Here is a 9,031-nt window from a genome sequence, read left to right as displayed (position 1 = left end):
CTCATGGCCGAGGTGGATGCCTACCTGGAAGCGCGCAACGCGCAACAGACGTCAAGTCCGCTGCTGCGCGTCGCTCCCACTCGACGCGCAGCATGAGACCATTCGAGAATCACGGTTCGTCGTTTAGCAGGCATTCTTGCGGGACTGGGCGCGCCGGGGGAGTCGGGTTGAGCGCTGTGGAGCCTTCCGCGCCCCTCGGGCCTGCGAGTACTCCTCCTCCTGTTTCAGAGGAGGAGGTGCAGGAGGGAGGGGCACTGCTCGCGCAATGCCTTCGAGGGCAGACCAGGTGAGGTGGCCAAATGGTGTGGCCCCTGAAGAGTCGGACAGGCTCGTTCGGATAGAAAGCGAGTCTGGTGATGGAGAAGAAGGCGAAAGAGGGGGCCGCCGGAGGCGGGGCATGGTGAGCTGGGGACGGCCGGCAGTGCTACTCGGCAGAGGGGTAGCTGAGGATGCTTACGGAGGCAGAGGGGCCCGCGGAGGTGCCCCCGTCAAGTCGGACACTTTTAGTTGGGTGAAGTTGTTATTCGGTAGTCGATGGGGAGCGCATCTTCAATCCCTTGTGGGGATGCATGTGATTGTAGTCATCGAACCGCGCGGATAGATCTCGAAGGACGGCCTCCGCACTGTCCAGGCGACTTAGGTTGATGTCGTCGTACTTGAAGAACTTCACGAGGGCCTCCGCCATCCCGTTGTTCTCATGCGAGTACGCGGGGGGCGTTCGGGCGTCAGGGAACTGGCCTGCCAACCGAAAGCCAACCTCCTGCGACCTGACAGGCATGGACGACGGCCTCGACTGCGTCCGACCAGGGGATCCGTTCTTGCTCAAGCCTTGCGTTGCGCCCCCATGCGTTGGCCCGCAGGCGATCGAACATGTGCCGCTCCGCCTCGGTAAGCTCGGGAAGGGGGGCCTCGCCGTGCTGAACCGGCTCTTCGCTCCAAAGTCTTCGGTGTGCCAGCATTGTGACCTCGTCCATGAGCACAGAAGTCACGTCACCCAAAGCCGCTCGTGCTCGTTCGAGAATCGCCAGCCCATGCGTGTCGATATCACCCCAATAGATCGCGCGCACGCCGCTCAACCATGGAATCGCCGCGAGTGATTTGACGGAGGCCCCGAGCTTCATGAACGCCACGCAACCAGGGATATCTGGCAGGGCCAGACCACACTCGAGGTTCTCCACCACGAGCACACACGAGGCGGAGATCGGAAGCCCGGCGAGCTCTTCGACAGGCGCCTCGAGGTCGCGCAATCCGCCGATGGTTGACCGTAGAGCACGACACAGGACGCGCATGCGGATGCGGTGCGGCGGGCGGCGAATCCCGCACACTTCATAGAAATCCCCGCCGACGTCGTCGCCGCGGATTGTGCGGAGCAGGTCAGCTACGAGCGCGCGGCGACCCGCATCGATCCATTTGGTGTCCAAGCCCTCCACCGGAAGCTGCCGGAGGAATAATGCTGACCGTGGATTGTCGACGAGCCAAGACACAAGCCCCACGAGACGACTGAACTCCACGTCGGTGTAGTCGGCGAGCACGTCGAAGTATCGGGCGAGCACGTCGGCGCCACTGAGCTGGCTCCACCGCCGGGCAATGTCGTCCCGTCTCTCAGCCGCGCGCATGAAGCGGATGCCCTCATCGACGATGCGTGCGGCCTCGACAGGCGACGCAATATCGAGCCGAGATGGAAGGCGTTGCCTCCCGAGCTTTGGCCATTGCATCTCGACCCACGTGAGTGCGCCGCTGCCTGTCCACCGGTTCCATGCTTCGGCCCAGGATCGCACCGAGGCTGGATTCGCGGCGACGTCGCGCTCCATTGGCGTACCGAGGACCACCGACAGGGGCCACACGCCCCGTCCAACGAGCCAGTGCTGATGGTGGCTCGCGTAGCGCTTGCGAAGCTGCGCGACGACGTCTTCAGGAAGCAGTAGCTTTTTCGCCATCTCGGACTTGCTCCGGCAGCTTGAGACGCTTCTCGCCAGCGTCATAGTCGATCCGCTTGCAGAAGGAGTTCTTTCGGTCCTTGATGTGAACGAAGCACGCGCCACCGATGAACGGCTCAAGTGTCATCACGGACCTCATTGGCGTCGCGACCACCATCTGGAAGCCGATGCTCACGAAGATGTTCATCGCCATCGACGTAAACTCGGGGTCCGCCTTGTCGAAGGCCTCGTCAAGGACGACTGTCGCGAACGAGGGAAGAGAGCGGTCTCGTCCGCCGAGCTGATACCGAAGTGCAGCTGCGAGGCAGGTAGCTGCGAGCTTCTGGCGCTGTCCCCCAGACTTGCCGGCCCCGCTTCGATAGACCTCTACCTCTATGCCGTTCTCATCGAACTCGCGCGCAACGAACTCTACGTGGAGTCGGACGTCGAGCACGAGGGTGCGCCAACTTCGGTCCGTCGTCTCCTGACTTCCGAGTCGCTTCACGAGGGTGCTCAGCGCGAGAAATCGCTTCTCGGCCACGTCCGGGTCGTCGCTGAACGAATGCGAGAGTGCGCCCTTCAGCGCCTGTTTGAACTGCCGGACTTCGTCGAGAGTACGGTCGTGCGCCTCAATGATAAGATGCGTTCCTGGATTGAATGCCGTCGTTTCAAGACTCTCATTAACCAGCTCAAGTCGTTCGCGAATGGCTGTCCGCTCTTGGTCGAGACGAGTCGAGAGGAGTGTGAGGTTCTGATCGCTCTGCTCTCTCAGGAGCTGCATGAACCGTCCCTCGAAGCGAGGTAGCCCGTCCTTCTCGAGCCGCATCAATTTTCCAAAGTAGTCCTCGGCGCTATCCAACGTCGCGTCGATGCCTCCGCTCTCGGCAGGCCACCTTCGGTTGAATTCAGAGAACTGCATTTCAATGTCACGGCGAAGCTCGCCCACGCGCAGCTCGCGCTGCTTGATTTCGGCCTGGATGCCGCGGTCGACCTCCGCCGTCACCGCGTCCAACGTTTCGAGGCTCATCCTTCGGCTTGAGCTCGCACATCGTTCTCCAAGTCCCGCGACCTGGGTAGTCGTGAGGGTGACTTGGAGCAACTCGCGTGCAATCCCTGCCTGTGCTCGTTCAATCTTTGCGCGCTCGTTCTGAGCGTGGAGCTTTCGCGCCTCGACGGTTTGGTGCCTCTTCGAGACCGCCGCGTGGCGCTTTTCCTGTGCCTCGACTTGCATCTCAAGCTCTGCCAGCTCCGGAGTCGCGGCCCTCACTCTGGTGATTTGCCCTTCCAGATTTGCAATCCGTCCGACGAGCGATTCCATATCGACTTCGGCCCAACTGAGATTTGCGAGTGTTTGGCAGTGAAGCTGTGCTTGCCGATGGTCTTCTCCCTGGCGCTGTGTCTCCACTAGTTGCCGCCCAAGCTCCACTAGCTCTATGCCGAGAGTGCCGGCACGCTCCTTGAAAAGCTTCAGTTTGTCACGGTTATCGAAGCCGAGCACCCAGCGACTGCGGTCGTCGACGCGATGGCGGTCGTCCTTCTCGTGGCGCGAATGACTGTGTTTTATCTGCCCCTGCCGCGTGACGGCCCGGACGGAACTCCGAAACGCGCTCAGGGTTTCGGCGCACTCGTAGTCGAATCGGTCGGCGAGCTCCTGTCGGAGCCACTGCGTCTGGGGGGCCTGCGCGATCGCGAGCTTCCGGACGAGCGAGTGGGCGCCGACGCTCGAGTTCCGATCGTCGCGGTGAAACAGTCGAAGGTAGACTAGGCGCTGTCGGAATTCGTTTTCGTTCACGAACGAAGACACTGTGGCATAGTGGCGATCGTCGACGAGGATCGAGAGAGCGAACCCGTGAAGCACGCGCTCGATCGAGCCGCGCCATTCCGATGCGTCCGTTTGGACCTCGAGCAGCTCGCCAGCGAACGGGAGGTTTTCTTCTACAAGCCCGACTCCCTGCGCAATACGGTCGCGCATTGCGAGCATCTGTGCAGGAATGTTTGAGCGATGGCGCTCCATCGCCTCGACCTCAGCGCGGACCTCTTGAAACTCCTCGCTCTTCTGCCGCCGCTGTTCCTTCAGTGTGTCTGCGCGCTTCTCGATATCGGTGCTTACTTCACTGGCCTGTTCGAGCCGCGCCTTCGCTTCGGCGACGGTCTGCACGAATGTCGCCGCGCTTTCGGGCCAAGTGAGATTTATCGCCGAGCATGCAGCAATGGCGCGGCTTCGGCGCTGTAGCCGAATCGGGTGCTCCTTCTTGGCGGTGTCGAGCTGCTCGGAGAGTCGCGCGAGGTCGCTTCCCAGCCCGTCCCGCTTCGAGCGGAGAATCGTCAAGATGCGGAACTCATCGTCGACACTGGTCGCGAGGTGCAGCGATTCCTGGCGCAGTCCTTCCGTTTCGGTGGAGAGCTCATTGGCGCGCTGTATTAATAGCTCGTTACGCTTCTGCTCGCGGAAGGCGTCAAAGCCGACAGTGAGTTCGTCGAGCGCCAACTTCTCGCATCGTGTCTGGATCAGAGCGGCATGACTTGTTCGCGCGGGTATGAGTGTTTCGATCTGGTGCCGGGCGGCTACCACTGCCTGGTGCGCGGCGTGAAGTTCGGCGAATTCTCCAACGAGACGATCTGCCGTCGCAAACGTCTCAGGTGGGTCGAGCATGAAGTCGCGCAAGAATGCATTCAGGTCGCCCAAGTTCTTGGCGGACTGGGTCTTGTGCAGCAGACGAAGCGCGCGCTCGCTATCGATACCGAGCAGACTTCGGAAGCGTTCCTGATAGGCACTGAACTCTTCCCTAACGAACGCGTCCGGTATGTCGTGTTTGAGGCGTCGGACATCGAAGTCGCTCTTGGGGAAGAATTCGAGTGACCGAATGTCGAACTGACGCTCCATGACCAAGTGAAGCTTCTTCACATCGGTCGGGGAACACGAATTGCCGCGAACCCACAGCACCTGTGCGAGAACGACGACGCGGCCTCGAGTATTGCGGTAGGTCTCGGCCACGGCTGACCAGGTTGTCCCGGAGCGAAGGTACTGCACGCTGGCCTCTCCGTTGTCGCCGGTTTGCTGGGCCCAGGCTCCACGGACATAGCTGATGAGGCTTCGATCCTTGCCCATGCGCTCCGCTTCTCGCGCTGCGACGTTGAAGTCGACCCACTTCGGTGGAGTGAGCAGTGCGGTATGTGCATCGAGGAGCGTCGACTTTCCCGAACCGGACGGCCCCACGAAGAGGTAGCCTACCTCGGAGATGGGGATGTCGCAGAGGTCGCGGAACGTTCCCCAATTCAAGGTCTGCAGGCGTGTGAGCCGAAACTGCTCGTCGCGGCCATCTGGAATAAGTGTCAGTTGTAGGTTGTGCGATGAGTGCTTCATTCCTCTCTCTCCTCGTCCGAACCTGGGACCTCGTCGTCAACCATCGACACCTGACCCGCGCTCATTTCGCGCAGCCGCTCGTAGGTCTGCGTGAGCTCACGAATTTCCTCGGCCGGGAACAGGAGCTTGAGCGTGGGTGAAACCTCGAATCGGTCTTCCCCGCCTCGAAGCTTACGGAGAAGGCTCAGTTCCTTGGCGCGTTCCACGGCGCCAGCCGACTGCTTCTCGAACTTTGCGTGGTCGCGAGTACCGCCGGGCTCGAATAATGCGAGGCGTTCGAGCATCTCGTCGCGCGCGACCACGGCGCGCTCTCCGCGTGCCTCTGCCTGAAGCAGCTGTTCGCGGAGGTACAACAGCAACGCCGATTGGAGAAATGTAAGCGACGCCTTACGCAGGAGGATAGGTACATCGATTTCGTTTGAGACGACTTGGCGCGTGAAGGCGACTTGCTGCTCGTGATCCACCACCAACTCGAGAAAGAGTTCGTGGAGACGCGACCTCAGGATCCTTTCATCCCGCAGGAGGACCGGCCAGAGCTTGGTTTGTCGCTGTGCGTCAATCGCAGGGCCGAGCAGTAACGTCACGAGCACGCGGCGCGTTTCAATCCGTAGCTCACCAAGATCTCCTGTGAATGCGCCGGTCGTCCGGTCGTCGTCAGAGAGCCTGCCGACCGCGCCGGGTCCATCAGTCCACGAACTCATGGATGCACTCCCTCGAAAAGTAGATGGCCGGGATTCTCGCTCGGCGCCTCAGTTCATCGATGCCCCGCCAGGTCACTGTCTCGACTTGGTCCGTGCACTCCCCGTGCTTCGCTCCGAGGGCGACGTAGCCGACGATGCTGCCGAGCCCCTGTTCGGCGGGGAATTGGTCGAGAACCTGCGCGATGGTCACTTGCGGATGCTGTTCGAGCAGCACTCGCAGGTTGTGGCGCAGCGTGCGGAAGTCAATCTCGGACTCCCGAACCAGAGCGCTTACCGTCGCGAGATCGAGCTCAGAGGACTCAGCGTCGCGGATTGCAGAGTCGACGACGCGCTCTGTGGGATTGTAGAGAGCGAATTGCGACACGGAGCGTACGCGGCTGCTCGTGAGGGAAAGCTCGTACTCGAGATCCCGAGTCGGACGGACCACGTCGTGAATGGCGAGCGCTGCTTGCGTCGCGTGCCTTAGCAAAATGTGTAGACGGCGTTGTTCGAGAAACTCGCGACTCTGCACGAAACTCTTCAGGCTTCGCGCGAAATGTTGCAGTACCTCGTGGACGCGACTTCCTTCGTCGACCAGGAGGGATGTAAGTTGGACGAGGAATTTGCGCTCGCGCGGCTGGAGGTTGCGTGCGAATGGTCGGTTGCTTAGTGCATCAATCGCCTCGCGCAGTGCCTCGGACTCCTCTGGAGCGGTGAGAAGCCTCCAGAATCCGCTAAAGGTCCTGCCGGCCTCGCTCTCCCCGATAATATCGATGCCGGCAAAGAGTGATTCGAGCACGTCGCCTCGACTGCCTTCATTCTCGACTAGCATGTGTCGCAGCCTGCGATTGAGTTGGTCGAAGTCGTCGCGAACGCGCCGGAAGTCGGCTGCGAGCTCGTCGGCAAGAGCGATGATCTCTCGCGCTCGCTCGAGCGCGCGCTCGTTGCCGAGGAGTGTGACTCCTCGCTTGCGCACATTCTCAATTTCCCGATCGATGCGTTCGCGCTCGGCAAGCAAGGAGCCAACGCGAGTCTCCGGATTAGAGTCTGTCTCCTCGGCAAGCTTAAGCAGTTGCTGCATTACCGTGGATAGGCGGCTCTCCGTCGCCAGCACCCGCCGCTCGCGCAAGCTCGACACAAAGCGGATAGCATGAGCAGCGTCACTGCTAAGTTCATACTGCTCCTCGCTCGCTCCTGCTGGTAGGCGCCGGATAAGGAAGCCCTGTTCAAGCCAGTCCGCAATGTAGGCTTGCGCTGTTTGCGGCAAGTCTTCGCCAGCTGCGCGCAGTTCCACCAGTGCTCGAGCAAGACGCTCTACCAGCACTGATGACGCCATGATCTTTTCTCCTTCGAGGAGCAACTCCTGAAGCAGGGCGATTACGACGGGCGCGTTAAGGCCTGCCAGCAGGCGCCACAAGGGCTGATTACGGAGGCCGCGTAGAGCTTCAATTCCGCGGGGCCCCCTCGTGACACTTCCATTGCTGAGCATTAGGTGACCCTCCAGCATCGGGCACTACATACCGAACGGGTCTGACATAGCTACGGAACGACAGAGGTAGGGTAGGGGCAGACTGCGCCAGCGGCAGCATTTTCAAGGCAGAAAGAATATTGAAGCGGCGCGAACTCTCGAGCTTCCAATGTCATGAAAGTGCGGGGTTCCATCCGCCCCAGGGGCTCCTGAGACACCTCTGGGAGATGCCTCTCCGGTCCCGACGCGAGTGGGGCGCTACTGCCGGAGCAGGCTCCGCTGTCCCAAGAGAGGGAGTCGGTCTACCTCAGGGCCGCCCGGCCGACGCGCTGGTTCACGTCGTCTAGAAGGGCTCGCTTGTCCTCGGGCGTAGGCTTCCACTTGTACCGCTGGGCCAGGAACTGCGAGGTAGCATCCACAGTGGGCTGCGGTTCGGCTGGAGCTTCATTGTCCAACCTCGAGTCGCCTATCTCCGCTCAGGCACTCTCGATGGTGCCTGCATCTCCACCAGTCGTAGCTCCGCGCTGTTGAGACGAACTTCCAAGAACGCGGGCTTTCGATTCGAAGGTAGCTGGAGTTGCCCCCGTCAAATCGGACAGGGTCAGCGGGGTGAATTCGCGCGCCGGAACTCGCGTGGGGAGCGCATCTTCAGGGACTAGCGCGGGCGCACGGAGTCGTAGTCGTTGAACCAGTGGGGCAGCTGCTGGAGAACCACCTCGGCGCTGTCCAGGCGGGCCAGGTATCGGTAAGCCATTCAATGGGGTGTGGCACCTGGCGGCAGCCCGCGCCGAACCGGGCCTCGAGCGTCTCGGCCATCAAGTCGCGCACCAACTCGCCGGTGAGGCCGCTGGTGGTGACCACGAACCTCATACCTTGCGGTGCCCCTCGCCCAGGAAGCGTGAGACAGCCAGGACGCAGGCGATGGCCTCCGTAGCGCTTCGCCCGCGAGCGCGGTCCGGGGCCACGCTTGTCTGCCCGAGGGCCCCGGCCCGACGACGAGCGCGGTGGCGGTTCACCGTGGCACGCGGTACGCGCCAGGTGGCCATCACTGTGTCAGCCTATGGGGCTTGCTGCAGGAAGGCGAGAGCTGGGCGCTCATCCTCTCGACTTCCTCCAGGGAAACCCGGTGCGTTGCCCTCCAGCGGCCGTGCCCTCTCCACGAGCAACTCGTTCTTCATCATCAACTCGCCCGCCATCGCCTTCAGCCGCAGTACTTCGTTATCCGCCGGCTTCGGTTCTCGGCTCTTCAATCCCGACTCACCCGCGGCCAGGAGCTTCTCCCGCCACTCGCTCAGCACGGCCGCCGGGACACACAGCTTCCGAGAGAGGGCGTCGAGTTCCTCGCCCTTCAGCAGTCGGAGCACGGCCTTCTTTTTCCGCTTCGCCGAGAACCGACCGCGCTCTGCCGTCTTGTCCTGCTTCTGCTGCGTCTTCACGTCCAACTCGCGAAGGGGCGTTTATCCCCCAGCGAGGTGTCTCAAGAAATCGTGGGGCGGAGGACCCCTCAATTCGAGGGGAGCGACTGGGCGAGCTGTCGTCGGTGCCGTGGCGTTCTTCCCCCCCCCGGTCAGAGGGGATGTACGCGCGGCATAGGCATTATTTG

6 protein-coding genes are annotated in these 9,031 nt (G+C 61.8%); all 6 read right to left on the bottom strand.

What is annotated here, in order from left to right:
• Positions 1–520: 520 nt before the first annotated feature.
• The 6 genes from KRR26_RS37915 to KRR26_RS34480 all read right to left on the bottom strand — a co-directional run bounded on the left by KRR26_RS37915 (position 521) and on the right by KRR26_RS34480 (position 8,864).
• Positions 521–778: an integrase core domain-containing protein gene (locus tag KRR26_RS37915; protein WP_407931756.1), complete on the bottom strand. Its 258-nt coding sequence runs from the start codon at positions 776–778 to the stop codon at positions 521–523.
• A complete protein-coding gene (locus KRR26_RS34500; RefSeq protein ID WP_217081924.1) occupies positions 726–1,937 on the bottom strand; it encodes a Wadjet anti-phage system protein JetD domain-containing protein in 1,212 nt (403 codons plus the stop codon). Before KRR26_RS34500 ends, KRR26_RS37915 begins: the two co-directional genes overlap by 53 nt.
• The gene (locus tag KRR26_RS34495) at positions 1,912–5,280 is read right to left on the bottom strand and encodes an ATP-binding protein (protein WP_217081923.1); all 3,369 of its coding nucleotides are present in this window, start codon (positions 5,278–5,280) and stop codon (positions 1,912–1,914) included. Before KRR26_RS34495 ends, KRR26_RS34500 begins: the two co-directional genes overlap by 26 nt.
• Positions 5,277–5,981 carry a DUF4194 domain-containing protein gene (locus tag KRR26_RS34490; RefSeq protein ID WP_217081922.1) on the bottom strand — a complete coding sequence of 235 codons (705 nt, stop codon included), beginning with the start codon at positions 5,979–5,981 and terminating at the stop codon, positions 5,277–5,279. The genes KRR26_RS34495 and KRR26_RS34490 overlap by 4 nt, the downstream gene beginning before the upstream one ends.
• The gene (locus KRR26_RS34485; RefSeq protein ID WP_268905922.1) at positions 5,965–7,449 is read right to left on the bottom strand and encodes a DUF3375 domain-containing protein; all 1,485 of its coding nucleotides are present in this window, start codon (positions 7,447–7,449) and stop codon (positions 5,965–5,967) included. Before KRR26_RS34485 ends, KRR26_RS34490 begins: the two co-directional genes overlap by 17 nt.
• Positions 7,450–8,486: 1,037 nt before the next feature.
• Positions 8,487–8,864: a transposase gene (locus tag KRR26_RS34480; RefSeq protein WP_217081920.1), complete on the bottom strand. Its 378-nt coding sequence runs from the start codon at positions 8,862–8,864 to the stop codon at positions 8,487–8,489.
• Between the last annotated feature and the right edge of the window lie 167 nt (positions 8,865–9,031).

The organism is Citreicoccus inhibens (genome assembly GCF_019039035.1).
GTDB classification, from domain to species: Bacteria; Myxococcota; Myxococcia; order Myxococcales; family Myxococcaceae; genus Citreicoccus; species Citreicoccus inhibens.
This window is presented reverse-complemented; position numbering and strand designations above follow the sequence as displayed.

What these genes read in the sequence shown, in the direction of transcription:
- KRR26_RS37915 (WP_407931756.1), bottom strand. Translation starts at nt 778, where the DNA reads ATGCCTGTCAGGTCGCAGGAGGTTGGCTTTCGGTTGGCAGGCCAGTTC.
- KRR26_RS34500 (WP_217081924.1), bottom strand. Translation starts at nt 1,937, where the DNA reads ATGGCGAAAAAGCTACTGCTTCCTGAAGACGTCGTCGCGCAGCTTCGC.
- KRR26_RS34495 (WP_217081923.1), bottom strand. Translation starts at nt 5,280, where the DNA reads ATGAAGCACTCATCGCACAACCTACAACTGACACTTATTCCAGATGGC.
- KRR26_RS34490 (WP_217081922.1), bottom strand. Translation starts at nt 5,981, where the DNA reads ATGAGTTCGTGGACTGATGGACCCGGCGCGGTCGGCAGGCTCTCTGAC.
- KRR26_RS34485 (WP_268905922.1), bottom strand. Translation starts at nt 7,449, where the DNA reads ATGCTCAGCAATGGAAGTGTCACGAGGGGGCCCCGCGGAATTGAAGCT.